Origin of the sequence: Providencia sp. wls1916 (assembly GCF_009706585.1) — a bacterium.
GTDB classification, from domain to species: Bacteria; Pseudomonadota; Gammaproteobacteria; order Enterobacterales; family Enterobacteriaceae; genus Providencia; species Providencia lanzhouensis.
Map to the genome: position 1 here is coordinate 1 of NZ_WLUL01000020.1, position 17,268 is coordinate 17,268.

15 protein-coding genes are annotated in these 17,268 nt (G+C 42.4%); 12 read left to right on the forward strand and 3 right to left on the reverse strand.

What is annotated here, in order from left to right:
* The first annotated feature begins 402 nt into the window (after positions 1–402).
* From GKR61_RS13235 to deoD, 9 genes are all read left to right on the forward strand, one after another.
* Complete coding sequence (locus GKR61_RS13235) at positions 403–546, forward strand: Hok/Gef family protein (RefSeq protein WP_108479205.1); 144 nt, start codon at positions 403–405, stop codon at positions 544–546.
* Between the two features lie 266 nt (positions 547–812).
* Positions 813–1,226, forward strand: coding sequence for a BON domain-containing protein (locus GKR61_RS13240; RefSeq protein WP_036950212.1), 414 nt, complete (start codon positions 813–815; stop codon positions 1,224–1,226).
* Between the two features lie 142 nt (positions 1,227–1,368).
* The gene (locus GKR61_RS13245; protein WP_154600135.1) at positions 1,369–2,445 is read left to right on the forward strand and encodes a patatin-like phospholipase family protein; all 1,077 of its coding nucleotides are present in this window, start codon (positions 1,369–1,371) and stop codon (positions 2,443–2,445) included.
* Entirely contained in the window at positions 2,438–3,223 is a 786-nt protein-coding gene (locus GKR61_RS13250) for a TatD family hydrolase (protein WP_108479207.1), read from the forward strand. Before GKR61_RS13245 ends, GKR61_RS13250 begins: the two co-directional genes overlap by 8 nt.
* A 295-nt stretch (positions 3,224–3,518) precedes the next feature.
* Positions 3,519–4,814, forward strand: a complete 1,296-nt coding sequence (locus GKR61_RS13255; RefSeq protein WP_036950218.1) for a NupC/NupG family nucleoside CNT transporter — start codon at positions 3,519–3,521, stop codon at positions 4,812–4,814.
* Positions 4,815–5,274: 460 nt separating this feature from the next.
* Positions 5,275–6,054, forward strand: a complete 780-nt coding sequence (gene deoC / locus GKR61_RS13260) for a deoxyribose-phosphate aldolase (protein ID WP_108479208.1) — start codon at positions 5,275–5,277, stop codon at positions 6,052–6,054.
* Between the two features lie 101 nt (positions 6,055–6,155).
* Positions 6,156–7,478, forward strand: coding sequence for a thymidine phosphorylase (gene deoA, locus GKR61_RS13265; RefSeq protein ID WP_036950222.1), 1,323 nt, complete (start codon positions 6,156–6,158; stop codon positions 7,476–7,478).
* An 80-nt stretch (positions 7,479–7,558) separates the two neighbouring features.
* Complete coding sequence (deoB, locus tag GKR61_RS13270) at positions 7,559–8,782, forward strand: phosphopentomutase (RefSeq protein WP_036950225.1); 1,224 nt, start codon at positions 7,559–7,561, stop codon at positions 8,780–8,782.
* A gap of 83 nt (positions 8,783–8,865) precedes the next feature.
* Positions 8,866–9,582 (forward strand): purine-nucleoside phosphorylase, encoded by a 717-nt coding sequence (gene deoD, locus GKR61_RS13275; RefSeq protein WP_006657106.1) that lies wholly within the window; start codon positions 8,866–8,868, stop codon positions 9,580–9,582.
* A 72-nt stretch (positions 9,583–9,654) separates the two neighbouring features.
* Here the strand turns inward: deoD and GKR61_RS13280 are convergent, their stop codons facing one another.
* Complete coding sequence (locus GKR61_RS13280; protein ID WP_036950229.1) at positions 9,655–10,155, reverse strand: GNAT family N-acetyltransferase; 501 nt, start codon at positions 10,153–10,155, stop codon at positions 9,655–9,657.
* A 213-nt stretch (positions 10,156–10,368) separates the two neighbouring features.
* Here GKR61_RS13280 and GKR61_RS13285 point away from each other — a divergent pair, with 213 nt between their 5' ends.
* From GKR61_RS13285 to GKR61_RS13295, 3 genes are all read left to right on the forward strand, one after another.
* Entirely contained in the window at positions 10,369–11,049 is a 681-nt protein-coding gene (locus tag GKR61_RS13285) for a hypothetical protein (protein WP_154600136.1), read from the forward strand.
* A 106-nt stretch (positions 11,050–11,155) separates the two neighbouring features.
* Complete coding sequence (locus GKR61_RS13290) at positions 11,156–11,692, forward strand: hypothetical protein (RefSeq protein ID WP_154600137.1); 537 nt, start codon at positions 11,156–11,158, stop codon at positions 11,690–11,692.
* 50 nt (positions 11,693–11,742) lie between these two features.
* On the forward strand, positions 11,743–12,702 hold the full coding sequence (locus tag GKR61_RS13295) for a hypothetical protein (RefSeq protein WP_154600138.1): 960 nt from the start codon (positions 11,743–11,745) through the stop codon (positions 12,700–12,702).
* A 70-nt stretch (positions 12,703–12,772) separates the two neighbouring features.
* On the opposite strand, the gene GKR61_RS13300 is transcribed toward GKR61_RS13295, so the two are convergent.
* Together GKR61_RS13300 and GKR61_RS13305 are read right to left on the reverse strand one after the other, a co-directional pair.
* Entirely contained in the window at positions 12,773–15,562 is a 2,790-nt protein-coding gene (locus tag GKR61_RS13300; protein ID WP_154600139.1) for a M16 family metallopeptidase, read from the reverse strand.
* Positions 15,552–17,258 carry an ABC transporter ATP-binding protein/permease gene (locus tag GKR61_RS13305; RefSeq protein ID WP_036950238.1) on the reverse strand — a complete coding sequence of 569 codons (1,707 nt, stop codon included), beginning with the start codon at positions 17,256–17,258 and terminating at the stop codon, positions 15,552–15,554. The genes GKR61_RS13300 and GKR61_RS13305 overlap by 11 nt, the downstream gene beginning before the upstream one ends.
* Between the last annotated feature and the right edge of the window lie 10 nt (positions 17,259–17,268).

Here is a 17,268-nt window from a genome sequence, read left to right on the forward strand (position 1 = left end):
AGTCTGGTGGGGGAGCGATCCCCCACATTTCTCTCTGATTGTGGGTTAGGTGATACAGGCACCTTTTTTCAATTAAGATAACCTATCAAAAATCACATTTCCTATCGATATCATTAATGAATGACCATTAATGACGATAATCATGAAAAATTTATTTAGTATCAGTTTGTTAGTTAATTGAATCAGTATTTTTTCGCGATGAGCATGCTGCTATGATGGCGGTGGGTGCTTGGATCATTTTGGTTCAAGCAAACTATTGGTTTAAATAAAGAATCGCTTTAAGTGAACAATAAGTTGTGAGACCAAAAAGACGAAAGCCCCGAGTTCCATTAACAGCAACTCGAGGCAGTCTCCAACCCAACAATTGGATTCTGTCTCCTTTTTGTACAGGAGTCAAGAGGAATGACCAAGTTTGCTCTTATCGGGCTAATGACCGTGTGCGCCACGGTATTGTGCCTTTCACTGCTGCTGCGGGACCGACTTTGTTCGGTTAACGTAGTGAGTGGAAACACAATGGTTCAAGCTACTCTGTTATGCGTTGAGTAGTCTGGTGGGGGAGCGATCCCCCACATTTCTCTCTGATTGCGGGTTAGGTGATACAGGCACCCTTTTTCTATTTTTCTCATCGATAGATATTAGACAATTATTTTTAATTTCTTATTCAAATCATCTAATTAAGATTAATTATCTCAAAACTGAAAATTACCTTGAGTCATACTCTGTAAGATGAGTTATTTGACTTTATTTTTACCTGTTTTTTACTTAGGCTATGACATTGTTAGTTTATTAATCATACCAAGAGGAAGGTTCCAATGAAAAAGATCGCCGTTTTACGTTCTTTAGGTGTCATTGGATTGAGCTGGGCACTTTTTGCTTGTAGCTCATCATCTGATAGCGCCTTGAAAAAACAAGCTTCAGAAACTTGGGACAGCGCAGCTAAAACTGTTGAAATGGCGGGAAAAGATACAGGTAATGCCATCTCTAGTGGTGTGAAAAGCACCGATACCTATATTGATGATTCGTCCATTACTGCGGATATTAAAAGCAAACTCTTAGGTACCAGTGGGCTCCCAAGTAATAGTGTGTCGGTGAAAACTGTTCAGGGTGTGGTTTACCTCTCTGGTTTTCTCAAATCTAGCGAGCAGATAAATCAAGTTGTACAGATTGCATCGACCGCGAAAGGGGTAAAATCAGTACAGAATGGTTTAGTTCTGACGAACAAGTAATTTCTTTTAAATGGGCTTTCAGCCGAAAGCTCATTTTACTATTTGCTCTCCCTGAGAAAAGCGGTTTAATGAGAATCATTTAATTTAATCATATTTATAATGGGATTGATTAAATACACGTCAATATAGAGAAAGGGTTACTATGGGAAAGCATGTTCCAGTCACTTTAGGCACGATTGAGCCACTCGCGTTTTCTGATGAAATTAACGGAAGAAAAACTGCCCTTATCTGCGAAGGTGGCGGTCAGCGTGGTATTTTTACGGCCGGTGTATTGGATGAATTTCTGATAGAAAACTTTAACCCTTTTGATTTGATGATAGGGACGTCTGCGGGCGCCCAAAATTTATCCGCTTATATTTGTGGTCAAGCAGGATATGCCCGCCGAGTTATTACTCGCTATACCACAAATCTTAATTTTTTTAACCCGCTGAGATTTATTCGTGGAGGAAACTTAATTGACCTTGATTGGTTGATTGAAACGACGGCTAAAGAGTTTCCACTTAATATGGATGCAGGGCTTGAATTATTAGATTCTGGTCGTGAATTCTATATGGGAGCCAGTCGTAGCGATGATTTTTCAGCAGCATTTTTACAGCCTGATGCGGATTCTTGGTTGGATATCATTCGTGCCTCTAGCGCCATTCCAGGATTTTATCGAACTGGCGTAGAGTTTAGCGGCGTGCGATACCACGATGGAGGAATAAGCGCAGCGATCCCTGTCGAGGAAGCTTATCGTCGTGGGGCTGATACGATAGTTGTGATCCGCACTGTACCTTCTCAAATGTACTTTACGCCTGAATGGGTAAAACGAATGACACGCTGGCTGGAAGGTGATAATTCGGCGCTGCAACGCATGGCGGCCATGTTAAAAGTTCACTTGAAGAGTTATCGAAAAACCCAGGAATTTATCGAAAATCCACCCGATGGCGTGCAGATTTTTGAAATATACCCACCAACGCCACTGAAAAGCAGTGCTTTAGGCAGTAAAATTAGTGCCTTAAACCAAGATTACCATGTCGGACGACGCTGTGGGCGTTACTTTATTGCGGCATTAGCTCAACAGTTTGCGAGTAATGATGCTGATTTCGGTCGATTTTCTAAGAACTCGAATTCATTAGAGTTGATGCATATGGAAGATCAGCGAGAGTCTTTATTAGCAGGAAAAACAGTTGAGGCATCAAGTGCTAGCGCCCTGCAAGGCAATCCTGCTCATGAGTGATAATATTCGATTTATTGACACCCACTGTCATTTTGATTTTCCCCCGTTCAGTGAGGCACTTACAGAAAGTCTAGAAACCGCGAAGCAAGGTGGAATTACGGATATTATTATTCCTGCGGTTAGTCAGGATAACTTTCAACGCATATGGAATTTAGCGCATGAGTATTCTCAACTCCATGCAGCAATGGGATTTCATCCTCTATATTTAAGTCAGTTTCAAGAATCACATTTTGAAAAACTGACGGATTTTCTGATGCGTAAAAGCCAGAAGTGCGTGGCGGTAGGAGAGATTGGGCTTGATCTCTATATGGAAGATCCTCAATTTGAAAGGCAGCAAATATTACTTCAACGCCAGTTGAAGCTAGCTAAGCAGTTTGACTTACCCGTTATTCTGCATTCACGAAAAACCCATGACCAGTTGGTTGCGATGTTACGTCGCTATGAAGTCCCCGCACGTGGTGTAGTGCATGGTTTTGCTGGCAGCCTTTCTCAAGCCGAAAGTTTTGTGAAACTGGGGTATTACATTGGTGTTGGCGGGACAATCACTTATGAGCGCGCGAATAAAACCCGCCAAGTTATGGCTCAACTCCCGCTAAGTTGTCTTGTGTTTGAAACCGATGCACCGGATATGCCTGTATCCGGTTTTCAAGGTGAGCCTAATCGGCCTGAGCGTATTCAATGGGTATTTCAATCTTTGTGTGAGCTGCGCCACGAATCTCCGGATGAAATAGCACAACAACTTTACAACAATAGCCGGACGTTATTTAATCTAATTTAGACTATAATTAGTCAATTAATAATTATTTCTTAAGTATTTTATGTAGTTATCCGAGTAAATCCATTCAGCTTTTTACCTCTTCGACTATCGCTTTAGTGCTTTTCCAGACTAAACTGATCTTCTATTGTGATTTTCGTCACAATATTTGAATTTATGTTACTTATTGCACTTTGGATTTGTGATGAATGTTGGGGGTTATTAATGATGACTGGTTATAATCATCGAACTAAGATTCGTGGAATCTTGCGAGTTTCTTTATACATTAACCTAGAATTAAGTGAACAGGGATACTTCCATGCAACTCATTTTGAGTATTGTTGGGATGGCGGTGCTTATTGCGATAGCCGTTCTCTTCTCCAGCAATCGTCGCGCAATTAGACTTCGTACAGTCGGCGGTGCTTTTTTAATCCAAGTCGCTATCGGCGCATTCGTTCTATACTCCCCAGCGGGACGTAGCGTTTTACAAGGCATGTCCGACGGTGTTTCTAAAGTTATCGGTTACGGTCAAGATGGGATGAGCTTCATCTTTGGTGGTCTAGTTTCCGACAAAATGTTTGAATTATTTGGCGGCGGCGGCTTTATCTTTGCTTTCCGTGTATTGCCGATCATCGTCTTCTTCTCATCTCTGATTGCAGTCCTGTATTATCTCGGCATCATGCAACTGGTCATCAAAATTCTAGGTGGTGGTCTGCAAAAGGTACTGGGAACGTCAAGAACCGAATCACTGTCTGCAACCGCGAATATTTTCGTCGGTCAAACTGAAGCGCCTCTGGTTGTTCGTCCCTATATTTCTACCATGACTAACTCTGAGCTGTTTGCCATCATGTGTGGTGGTTTAGCGTCTGTAGCGGGTTCAGTATTAGCGGGTTATGCGCAAATGGGTGTTCCAATGGAATATCTGATTGCGGCATCCTTCATGGCGGCACCGGGTGGATTACTGTTTGCTAAGTTAATGGTTCCTGAAACTGAAGTTGCTAAAGATGATGTGGATGCTAAAGATTTAGTGGCAGAAGAAGATCGCCCAGCGAACATCATCGATGCAGCCGCATCTGGTGCAGCATCCGGTATGCAACTGGCTCTGAACGTGGGGGCAATGTTACTGGCGTTCATCGCATTAATTGCATTAATTAACGGTATTTTAAGTGGCGTGGGTGGCTGGTTTGACTATCCGCAATTATCCCTCGAATTATTACTAGGTTGGGTATTTGCCCCAATCGCATACCTGATTGGTGTGCCGTGGAGCGAAGCGACAATTGCCGGTTCTTTCATCGGGCAAAAAGTGGTTGTAAACGAATTCGTTGCTTTCATGAACTTCGGCGAATATATGAAAGCAGATGCGGATGTGATTGCGGCGGGCAAACAAGTTCTGTCTGATCACACTAAAGCGATTATTTCCTTCGCGCTGTGTGGTTTTGCGAACTTATCTTCTGTGGCAATTTTGCTGGGCGGCTTAGGTGGAATGGCACCAAATCGCCGTAGTGATGTGGCACGTTTAGGTATGAAAGCTGTTATGGCGGGTACACTCTCTAACTTAATGAGTGCAACGATTGCTGGCTTCTTCTTAACATTAGCTGCAATGACCGCAATGTAATCCCCCTGTTTGTGTAGCGGAAAGGCGATTGGTCTTTCCGCTGTCATTTTCTTCTGCGATATTCTTTTTCTGGTTTTTATCGTAACTCTTACTTTTTCAACTATTCTTAACGTAATCAATTTAAGACGAGAAGGCTGCAGCCTGTATAATGGCTGACAAAGAGTGAGCAATTACCTATGAAATTGTGATATCGTTCACGAATATATATTTAATAATGTAACGTTCAGTCGATAAATGTGATTTGTAGCGCATAAAATACCCCAGTTACGTGGTCAAATAGGTAACAGTAAGTTGCCACGGAACTGATAGTTCATAGAGTCAACTGGCTCTAGGGCATCGTGCGGTGAGATGGATCTCAGCTGCTGAGTTTGGAAAACCTAACTAGCATCTTTATGGAACAAGCCCGCTCGCCAACAAAGAACGTATCGTTCTGAAAGAATTAACATCGTTGGAGAGTTATATGACTGATTTAAAAGCAGCAGCGCAACGCGCACTGACCCTGATGGATTTAACCACGTTAAATGACGACGACACTGACGCAAAAGTGATCGCCTTATGTCACCAGGCAAAAAGCCCAGCAGGTCACACCGCTGCTATCTGTATTTATCCTCGTTTTATCCCTATCGCACGTAAAACTTTACGTGAGCAAGGAACGCCAGATATCCGCATTGCAACCGTCACCAACTTCCCACATGGTAATGATGATATAGAGATTGCTTTAGCAGAAACTAAAGCTGCCATTGCTTATGGTGCGGATGAAGTTGACGTTGTATTCCCATACCGTGCACTGATGGCTGGTAATGAAAAAATCGGTTTCGATTTAGTGAAAGCATGTAAGGATGCTTGTGCGGCTGCAAATGTATTACTTAAAGTGATCATTGAAACTGGCGAACTAAAAGATGCCGCTTTAATCCGTAAAGCGTCTGAAATTTCAATTAATGCAGGTGCTGATTTTATTAAGACATCTACAGGTAAAGTGCCTGTGAATGCCACTTTAGAAAGCGCAGAAATCATGATGCAAGTCATTCATGATATGGGCGTTGCGAAAAGTGTTGGTTTCAAACCTGCTGGCGGCGTTCGTACCGCTGAAGAAGCAGCACAATATTTAGCCTTAGCAAGCAAAATCTTAGGCGATAACTGGGCTGATGCTCGCCATTTCCGTTTCGGCGCATCTAGCTTATTAGCGAATTTATTAAATACGCTGGGATTTGACGTTAAAAAATCTTCCAGCAGCTATTAATAATCGCAATTATTAGTGACATCAGACTGTTGCCCAATCTCACTTGGGCAACAGCCGTGACTATTTAGCCGAAGAATTCGATGTGAATTAAGGAGCCTATTGTGTTTCTCGCTCAAGAAATTATTCGTAAAAAACGTGACGGCAAACCATTAAGCGAAGAAGAGATCCGCTTCTTCATCAATGGTGTGCGTGATAACACGGTTTCTGAAGGTCAGATTGCAGCCCTAGCAATGACCATCTATTTCAATGATATGACAACCCCAGAACGTGTTGCGCTAACGCTAGCGATGCGTGACTCAGGTACCGTATTAAATTGGAAATCACTGAATCTTAATGGCCCACTCGTGGATAAACACTCCACCGGTGGCGTGGGTGACGTGACTTCACTCATGTTGGGACCTATGGTTGCTGCATGTGGTGGTTATGTTCCGATGATTTCCGGTCGCGGCTTAGGTCACACCGGTGGAACCCTTGATAAGCTCGAAGCTATCCCTGGGTTTGATATCTTCCCTGACGATGAGCGTTTCCGCGACATTATCAAAAATGTGGGCGTAGCGATTATTGGTCAAACCAACTCACTAGCACCCGCTGACAAGCGTTTCTATGCGACTCGCGATATCACGGCGACTGTGGATTCTATTCCACTTATCACTGCGTCTATCTTAGGTAAAAAATTAGCTGAAGGGTTAGATGCGTTAGTGATGGACGTTAAAGTGGGTTCTGGTGCATTTATGCCAACCTACGAAAAATCAGAGCAACTGGCTGAATCTATCGTGCAAGTCGCCAATGGAGCAGGCTGCAATACCACCGCATTATTAACTGACATGAACGAGGTACTGGCATCTAGCGCCGGTAATGCCGTTGAAGTCCGCGAAGCCGTGCAATTCTTGACGGGCGAATACCGTAACCCACGTTTGTTCGAAGTCACCATGGCGCTGTGTGTGGAGATGCTTGTTTCAGGTAAATTGGCATCGGATCGTGACGATGCGCGTCAGAAATTACAAGCGGTGCTGGATAACGGTAAAGCGGCTGAAGTGTTTGGACGTATGGTCGCAGCACAAAAAGGGCCAAAAGATTTTGTTGAGAATTACAGCAAATATCTGCCAACAGCTGTCCTCAGTAAAGCCGTTTACGCGCCTCAAGCGGGCATTATCACACAAATGGACACACGAGCACTGGGTATGTCTGTGGTAACGTTAGGGGGTGGTCGTCGTAAAGCTTCAGATTCTATCGATTACAGCGTTGGTTTAAGTGATATCGCAGCATTAGGTAGCAAAGTTGATACCCAAACTCCACTTGCGATCATTCATGCCAATAGCGAAAAATCATGGGAAGAGGCGGCGAAAGAAGTTCGCGCTGCTATGATTATTGGGGATAAAGCCCCAGAAGCGACACCAATGGTCTATCGTCAAATTAGTGAATAAACCGATATCCGCATCTTTCACAGAAGGGTGCGGGTTAGATGACGCGATGAACAGATAAGCTGTATCGCAGGAGAATAAATATGAAACGCACATTTATCATGGTACTGGATTCCTTCGGGATCGGCGCTGCAGGTGATGCCCACAAATTCGGCGACGAAGGTTCGAACACTCTGGGTCATATCGCAGAAGCTTGTGCTCGCGGGGAAGCAGACAAAGGTCGTAAAGGTCCATTACACCTGCCGAACTTAACAAAATTAGGTTTAGGAAAAGCAGGGGAAGAATCAAGCGGAAAATTCCCTGCGGGTCTGGATCCAAATGCAGAAATTATCGGTGCATATGGTTATGCAAGCGAGTTATCTTCAGGTAAAGACACGCCGTCTGGTCACTGGGAAATTGCGGGCGTTCCTGTTCTATTCGATTGGGGCTATTTCGAAAAACACGAAAACAGTTTCCCACAAGAATTGCTGGATACACTGGTAGAAAAAGCCAACTTACCGGGTTACTTAGGTAACTGCCATTCATCGGGTACGGTCATTCTGGACCAATTGGGTGAAGAGCACATGAAAACTGGCAAGCCAATTTTCTATACCTCTGCGGACTCTGTATTCCAAATCGCGTGCCATGAAGAGACTTACGGCTTAGACAAATTGTATGAGCTGTGTGAAATTGCCCGTGAAGAGTTAACCAAAGGTGGTTACAACATCGGTCGTGTCATTGCGCGTCCATTTGTTGGCGACAAAGCGGGTCACTTTGAGCGTACGGGGAACCGTCATGACTTAGCGGTAGAGCCACCAGCGCCAACCGTTCTGCAAAAATTAGTGGAAGAAAAACAAGGTGAAGTGGTATCTATCGGTAAAATTGCCGATATCTACGCACACGTTGGTATCACCAAAAAAATCAAAGCAACAGGTATTAATGCTCTGTTTGACGCAACCTTAGAAGAGATGAAAATCGCGGGTGATGACACCATCGTTTTCACTAACTTTGTAGATTTTGACTCTGCATACGGTCACCGTCGTGATGTTGCTGGTTATGCCGCAGCATTAGAGTTATTCGATAGCCGCTTACCTGAAATGCTGAAACTGGTTAAAGAAGACGACATTCTGATCTTAACCGCTGACCATGGCTGCGACCCAACTTGGCCAGGCACAGACCACACTCGTGAACACATCCCAGTGCTGGTTTACGGACCAAAAGTTAAACCTGGTTCTTTAGGTCACCGTGAAACGTTCGCGGATATTGGCCAGACAGTCGCGAATTATTTTGATTTATCACCGATGGAATACGGTAAGCCGATGTTTTAAGCTTGCGACAGGGTGATTTGAAAATAAGGCAGGAAACTGCCTTATTTATTGTGCACAATTTTAATGATTAAAAGGGAATACGAATGGCTACTCCACATATTAATGCAGAAATGGGTGATTTCGCAGACGTCGTACTGATGCCGGGTGACCCACTGCGCGCGAAGTACATTGCAGAAACTTTCCTTCAAGATGTTCGCCAAGTGAATAACGTACGCGGTATGCTAGGTTTCACAGGGACTTATAAAGGTCGTAAAATTTCCGTTATGGGTCATGGAATGGGTATTCCTTCATGCTCCATCTATGCAAAAGAGTTGATCACTGATTTTGGCGTTAAAACGCTGATCCGTGTTGGTTCATGTGGCGCAGTCATGGATGACGTGAAACTGCGTGACGTGGTTATCGGTATGGGCGCATGCACAGACTCTAAAGTGAACCGTCAGCGTTTCAAAGACCATGATTTTGCGGCAATTGCAGATTATGACTTAGTGCATAACGCTGTTGAAGCGGCAAAAGCGCGTAACGTAAACGTTCGTGTTGGTAACCTGTTCTCTGCGGATCTGTTCTATTCTCCAGATCCAGACATGTTTAAAGTGATGGAAAAATACGGCATCCTTGGTGTGGAAATGGAAGCTGCTGGTATCTACGGTGTGGCTGCTGAGTTTGGTGCCCGCGCACTGACTATTTGTACCGTTTCTGATCACATCAAAACTGGCGAACAAACAACCTCAGAAGAACGTCAAACCACGTTCAATGAAATGATTGAAATTGCACTGGATTCAGTTCTGTTAGGCGACAAATAATCGTTGATTAGCGCTCTAATCTGAATACAAAAATGCCACTTTAAACGTGGCATTTTTGATTTATAAATCTGCTTAAATTTTTGATTTAATTCGACTCATCACAATAGCATCCACATACTCACCATCACGAAAAGCATAATCGCGTAAAATCCCTTCTTGCTTGAAGCCAAATTTCTCATATAGACCCAAGCCGCTACCATTAGAGGCAAAGACTTCTAATTCAATGCGGTGAACATTCAGCCAATTGTCACAATAATCCACCATAACTTGCATTAATTTCGAACCAATTCCTTTGCCTTGATAAGCCTGACTCACGGTAATACCGAAACTCGCCACATGTCGGCGGCGTATTTGAGCTGGTTGATGCACGACAAGTAACCCAACCACTGCGTTATCGAGTGTGGCGACAAATTGAGTCACCAGCGGATCGTTGGCTCCCAGTCGTGCTTCCCAGGTTTTTTCAGTGGGATAAGGCAATTGCAAAGTGTTGGCATAAGCGGAGTAATCCGCGTGCATTTGTGTGATAGCGTGGACATCGTCCAAGGTGGCTCTACGTATTATTACGTTGTTCACAAATTTTTCCTTTTATTATCGTTTTTTAGAAGAATATTAATCACATTAAAAGCAATGTATGTCAACGAAGTAAATGATTTATCTCCTTGGATTAATATAAGAAATATTAATTTTTATATGGGGAATATATAAGTGGCGATATTTGATATCGTTGAGGAATTTAAAAAAATATTATTATTTCTATTTTATGTCATTTAAATTAAGGAAGTGAGTATGTCTCTTATTGAACATAGTTCAGTTAAAAACAACAACAATATTTCCCTGGAAAAGTTGATAAATTATGATATTCAGCAAAATCCTGGGTTCAAAAATGCATTGAATGCAAAGATTGGATGCTTTATTTTATCTATTAAAAATAATCTTGATTCAATCAGTGAAATGGTTTTCCGTAAAAAAATAATTAGAAGCTATCATTCAGTTATTGAAGCCATTGAATTTAAGTCAGCGAATAATGATATTTTAGAAAAATCACTAAGAAAAATAGAGCATAAAATTACGGAAATTTACAAGAAAAAATCTTTCCTAGATTGTAAGGGAGTTAATGAAGCGATTATATCTAAAACGATAGAAGCTAATAAACCTGTACGTGATAAAATTAGCGAGATGCTTAATCGTAAATTTGGAATTGATATTTATTATAATAAAGAACATCCTAGTACTGAAATGAATTTAGCTGAAAACAAAAAATATATTCTCGGTAAAAATATTAATATTATTCCTTCGATTGAGAAAGTTGATGAGGAAAACAGTAATAAAAATAACCCTTTCGTTTTTGAAAATAAAATCAAGGTAATAACTGATGAATATTTTAATTTACAAGAGAGCCATGAGGATATAATTAATGGATTAGATTTTCACGATGCTGCTATAGTTAGGAATAATTTAAGCAAATAATTTTAATAAAGTAATTTTACCATGCTCAATAGAGCTTGTTTCTTAATTAAGACCAAGGATAAGCTCTTTTTTAAAGCTAAACTAGTTTATACAAAAAGGAATATATATGAGAATTTTTCAAACTAAACTGCAAGATTCTATATTAATGAATTATTCATTAAGCGATATGGTAAGGGAAATAGTCAAAAACCCAACAATTTTCAGAGGGAGAAAATATATTATCATCAATGAAATAAAAAAAGTTAACAATAATAGTTCGGATGGTGGAAAAGAAATAAGTGAGGCATGGGACATTGCTAAGAAGAATGGGTGTAAGGAAGCGAAAAGAAAAGCTGAAAAGTATTTTCATAAAGCCTTAAAGGTTGTGAGTATCATGGAAAATGAATGTGTAAAGGCGAATTTAAAATCAGAACCGAAAAGCGAAAATTCACCAGATAAACTTACTGAAGCCTCTCCTTCTGGCGAGAAAAAAGTAAAATCACACCCTGTGTTGGAAAAAATTGAGAGAACGCTTACTCAATTATCAGCAGAGGTAAAAAATAAGCTTGATTTAAATAAGCTAAAAGAAATAAATGAAAATAAAGAGAGCTTAGAGGAAAAAAAACGTACTATAGTGATTATGATAAGTTTATCGATAATTTAAAAAACGGAGAGAGCTTATCCAAAAACGATTTGAGCTATATAAAAATGTTGATGAGCTATATTATATCGAAAAAAACTATTGATGAAAAAGATAAGGTAAGAGTAGAATTAGATAATCTTTTCAAGATTATTATTAACGCATTAAACCATGATGTTGATAAACAGAAAATAGTTCATAGAGTTTTTAAAGAGCAGCGCTTCATTTCTATATATAACGCATCCTGTCGAGTTGAAACTTGTGCAGTAGTCTATTTACTTGAGAAACAAGGATTCCCTAGAGAAATAATCAAGAAAATCAAAGATTATATTATTGATTATTCTTATAAATACCTCTGTAAACTTAAAATAAATGAGCCTGAGTATGAACAGTTCATTAAAAATATAAAGAAACATTCGGATTTTGAGGTTTTTAAGGGAGTTGAAAGTATTGAAAAAATCCATTTAATCAAAGGTATTCTTTCCGAAAATGAATTTACCAGCGAGAATAGAAAGTTTTTAACGGAGCTGAGCCATGATGTAAAAGATGGGCGCATTATTGAATTTATCAAAGAGAAAATGAATTCGGGTATTGAATTATTACAATCTGAATATAATGCCAAACGCGACGAAGAAAAAATCGTATATGATAAGTACATTAAAGAGAAAAATGAAGTTATAGAGACTGGTATTAATAGAGTTAAATCAATGTTAGTAATGAAATCCATATCTAAAAATATTGTGGGTGCTGTGTTTGAAATTATTAATAAAAAAAGAAGTAGCACGGAGGTAGATGTTTTTTCCTCTAAAATTGACTTAATTATCGATATTCTTCAGTGTAAGAGAGTCAAGGCCAACAAAATTGCTAACGATATTGAACACTATCTGAATATTTCAACAGATGAATTACGAGCAGAGGTTGAAATGGCAAAATCCAAGAAACCATCATTTAAAGAGCGTTTTTATTCATTATTTAATGACTTAAATAATCGGGTGTTAAACTTCATTTATAATGTAAGACATGCATTTAAATAAGGGGGTGGCTAATGTGGCTACAAAAATCAACCGCTTGATAAATTAAGCGGTTGATTTTTTGCTGCCGATCTTATGGCGTCATCATAAATACTTTCTGATTTTGACCTAAGTATTTACTAGCTAATTGATTTATCTGTGGGAGTGTTAAGGATTCAATCACCGCACGTTCTTGCGTGAGGCGCTGATATTGCCCATCATCCGCCGCAACTTGCGCGAGGGCTTCAGTCCAATAGCTAGAGCTATCCGTGACTTGCGCATTTTCAGTGAGCCAAATATTTTTGGCTTCCGTTAACTCTTTTTCCGTTACGCCCGTTTGGCGCAGCTGCGCAACGGTATTGTGTGCCAACGTCACCATCTCTGAAGCTCGTTCAGGCGCGGTGGTGAAATTTAAGCGTCCGGTATAATAGGGTTGTGGTTTCTTCGCTAACATTTGCGAGAAGCTAAGGGCATAAATACCGCTGGCTTTTTCACGCAATTCGCTACGCAGGCGCTGGCTAACAATGGTATCAATCAGTTGCAGAGCCAGCTGATCTTGCTGAGACCACTGGGCAGGTGCAGCAAATTGAATGCTGATCATGCTCTTATCGCTGCTACTGATCGGATACTGCTGATTAAAGCTCGTCATCTTCGGCATGATCCCTTGGTTGCGCCATGCCAGTTTGCCATCATGGGTAGGTAGCGTCGCAATCCACTGCTCCAATAATGGTTTCAGTTCGCGGGCATTCATCGCACCAGTGATCACCAATGTCATATCTGATGTGGAGGAGAGTAATTGACGGTTGGCTTGTTGAAGCTGCTGAGCGGTAAAGGTTTTCCAAGCGCCTTCAGGGGAGATCACCAGCAGCTCACCATGTTGGTAACTTTGCTGATTAATATGGTCAAGGAAGGTGCGCTCTACAGGCATTTTCGATAAGTTCAGTGCGAAAGCCTGCTTTTGCTGCTCGAGTTTCTCTCCACTAAACTGTGGTGCGGTCAGTTTTAAATTCAGTAACTGTAACGCCGTTTCGAGATTATCAATCGGGGTTTTACCGCGATAGCCGTGGTTGAGTAATTCGCTATAAGGACGAACGCTGACCTGATTTTGTTTCGCCAACAATGCTAAGTCGCGGGCGCTGTAATTGCCATAACCGCTGCTTTCTGGCAGCTTCATTGCCCAGTCGGTTAAGCCTGCGGTTTGCAGGGTTTCAAGGGAACGTCCACCCGGTAGCTGTAAGTTAAACTGAATATCATCTTTAAGATTTTTATCCGTTTTAACAATCACTTTAATGCCATTACTGAGTGTCCACTGTTCCGTTTTTTCGATAGGTAGTGACGTCTGCTCGGTAATTGTGCCTTTTGCTACGACAGGTAATTTCAGGCTAATGGCTTGCGAGCGTAGTGTGAACGATCCCGGCTGTGTTTGGCGAATACGTTGCCACTGTTCACTGAAGGTTTGTTTGTTCACCGCCTTTTCATCGGTATCAGGGCCAATCAGCGCTAAGCGTGGGGATGCCACCTGTAAAAGGTTAGCCACATGGCGTTGTAAATCTTGAGGCTGGATATTTTTGGTTAATTGGTAGCTATTATCCAACTGCTGGCGTTTGTTCCACATCGGCATCTCATATTCGAGTGCGGTGGTCAGTTGCCCTGCTAAGTATTCATTACTGTAACGCTGCTCGGAACCGGCTTGTTGACTGAGTTTCTTCAGCATGCCTTGTTTAGCGCTATCCAGCTCTTGCTGCGTCACAGGCTCGGTCGCTAGGCGTTGTAGCTCAGTAAACAAAATTTCGGTTGCACCCGCATAATCATTACCTTTTGGATGGATAATCATGAGCTGCTGAAGGCGTTGGTTATCTAGCATTGCTCCTTGTTCATTAATACTAATCGACGGCAAAATACCATTATCGACCATCACGGAAAAACGCTGATTCAAGATGGTTAACCATAAATTATCCATCAGATCGTCAGTTTGACCTTGGCGAGTATTCAGCGGCGCGGAGACATTTTTTTGCAGTGAAAACTGAACGTAGCGCGCACCTTGTTCTTTATCAAAGACCCCTTGAACAAGCATATTGTTGGAATCGGTAAAGCGCTTCCATTCTGGAGAGTCTTGGGAAATTTTTTCCGGCTTTGGTAACGCAAACAACGTTTTTACTTCATCACGTACTGTTGATGCGCTGAAGTCCCCAATAACCAATAAGCTCATGCGCTGAGGCTGATACCACGTTTTGTAGTAGGCTTTGGCTTGTTCAATAGGGGCTTGGCGAACCACATCAAGAGAGCCAATAGGATTGCGCTCTGCGTAGCGGCTACCGTGGTAACGTAATTTCTCGAGGCTGTCATTAATGCGATAGCCCATGCCTTGGCGTAAACGCCACTCTTCAATAATGACGGGGCGCTCTTTTTCAAATGCTTCTGCATCGAAGGTCATATTCGCCGCCCAATCCGCCATCACTTGTAATCCTGTGCTGACTTGCGCTGGCGTGGCATTTGGCAAGGATAATTTATATAGGGTGCTGTTGATGCTGGTGATCGCATTGACGTGGCTACCGAGTTTCAGCCCTTGTTGTTCTAATTGCTTAAAGCCAGTGGTACCCGGAAAATGTTGGGTGCCTTTAAACGCCATATGCTCAGTGAAGTGAGCTAAACCGAGTTGCTGCTCGGTTTCTTGCAATGAACCTGCATTGACCAGTAAACGCAGCTCGACCCCGGGTTGATTGCGCTGAAGCAGATAAACTTGCAGCCCATTATCGAGTTGATAATGTTGCAGATCTTGGCGTACTGGCAGCAATGTTTGCTCGCCAGATTGTCTAGGTGTGCCGTTAACACAGCCGCCTAAAAGTGCGGTAATGACGGCGACCAAGGTAATTTTACGAAGCATATTCTGGGGCTCCTGTCATAAATGGGGTATTTCGCGTTGTTTCAGATAAACGCAGATGCTTGTCAGCTAATTGGTCAATAAAGCCTTGGTGGCTAACCAAAATGATGCTGCTGGCGGGAAGCTGGGCTTTCAGCATGTTCAGTAAAGCGAGTGCACTTGGCTCATCAAGAGCGGAGGTCATTTCATCCAATAGCATTAACTTAGGTCGATTCAGAAGCAGTCGCGCAAACATAATGCGCTGCTGTTCCCCGCCAGAAAGTCGGTTGTTCCAATCGGTTTCCAAAGTCAGTTGTGAATGAAGTTTTTCCAGCCCAACAAGGGTTAGCGCATATTTCAGATCCGACGCTGCAAATTGGCTGGCATCTTGTGGGTAAGCCAATAAATTATCTAAACGACTTATTGGTAAATAAAGGCGCTGCGGGATCCACATTAAGTTATCCGTACGCGTAATTTTGCCGTCAAAAAATGGCCAATGACCGCTTAATGTGCGCAGTAACGTGGATTTACCAATACCCGAACGGCCGGAGATCAACATCAGCTCACCGCTGTTGATGCTAAGAGAGACGGTGCTCAGTAGTGGGCGATGATCTGCCGTAAACAGGCTCAAGTTTGCCGTTAATGGTACGCTATCTTCGTTGATAGTGGCCTCTGGGGTTTTATCGTTTTCCAATAACACCACGAAGTTATACAGACGCGCGACGGTGGCTTGCCATGCGGCAATCTCTTTATAGGCAAAAATAAACCAGCCCAATGAAGTTGCAACACTGGTGAAAGCTTGGCGTAGCTGCATTAATCCACCCAGCATAATCTCACCCGCTAAAAACTTAGGTAATGCGAGTAACACAGGGGCGAGAGCGGTCACTTGCTGATAGCCAACGGTATAAAACGATAAATTACGTTCACAGCGAATTAACTGATTCCAGTTACGGATAATTTCACTAAAGCGGGCCATCAGCTCTTTGCGGTCTTGTGGCTCACCCCGTTGCCCTGCGATAGCGTCCCCATGTTGGCGGCAATTGATTAACGAGCTACGGTAATCTGCTTCACGGCGCTGTTTATCCATATGCAGGCGGCGCAGTGGGAAACCAATGAGCTGGGTTAGCGCGATGCCGATGATGGTGTAAATAATACAGGCCCAGAACATATAGCCCGGAATGGTCCAATCGCTGTCGGCGAAATTAAATGAAAGGCTTCCTGAAAGGGTCCACAAAATCGCGGCAAAGGAGATCAATGTCAGCATTGAGTGCAGGAAGGTGACTAACAGATTCAGTGTGGATTCAATCAGTAAGCGGATATCTTCTGCGATACGTTGGTCTGGGTTATCTGGCTCTTGGGAGGCGAGCCTCAGCATATAGTGCTTACTGTTGCCCGAAAGCCAGCGACCAAGTACTTGCTCGGTCATGCCTTTACGCCAACGGATAATTAGCATCTGCTTGAGGTAGGTGCCCATCACCACCACAAAAATCAGCCCACTGACTAAAATCACAAAGTATTGCAGCAGCCCATACAGTGCTTGTCCGTCTAGCTTTTGCAGGGCGTTATAGAAATCCCCGTTCCACATGTTCATTTTGACATTGAACCAGACGGAAGAAAGGGTAAGCCCTAACGAGGCAAACAGCAGCACCCAGCACAAAAGGGCAGCACGCTGCCCCCAAAAAGGTTTAACTAAATAGAGAAATTGTTTAATGGTCTTCATGACTCGATTT